The 406-nt window shown below is 48.0% G+C and carries 1 pseudogene; it reads left to right on the plus strand.

The features are described from left to right. A pseudogene (locus tag SxD43FB_RS24175) lies at positions 1 to 406 on the plus strand (hypothetical protein); the annotation flags it as partial.

The following is a 406-nucleotide window of genomic DNA, read 5'->3' on the forward strand; positions in this document are numbered from 1 at the left end:
TCACGGGCGCAATGCGGAGTATTTTGCCTGGGTGCAAAAACATTTACGCGAACATCCCGTCGATAAAGTCGTTGGATTCAACAAAATGCCGGGGCTGGACGTTTATTATGCCGCTGATGTTTGTTATGCCGAGAAAGTAGCGCAGGAAAAAGGCTTTTTCTATCGCCTGACGTCACGTTATCGCCATTATGCCGCCTTTGAGCGGGCAACCTTCGAACAGGGCAAGCCGACACAGCTGCTGATGCTGACAGATAAGCAAATCGCCGATTTCCAGAAACATTATCAGACTGAAGCGGAGCGTTTTCATATTCTGCCACCGGGGATTTATCCTGATCGTAAATATAGCCAGCAGCCAGCCAATAGCCGTGAAATCTTCCGTAAGAAGAATGGAATAACCGAACAACAA

The sequence above is a fragment of the Sphingobium sp. D43FB genome (assembly GCF_002312805.1).
Classification (GTDB): Bacteria; Pseudomonadota; Alphaproteobacteria; order Sphingomonadales; family Sphingomonadaceae; genus Sphingobium.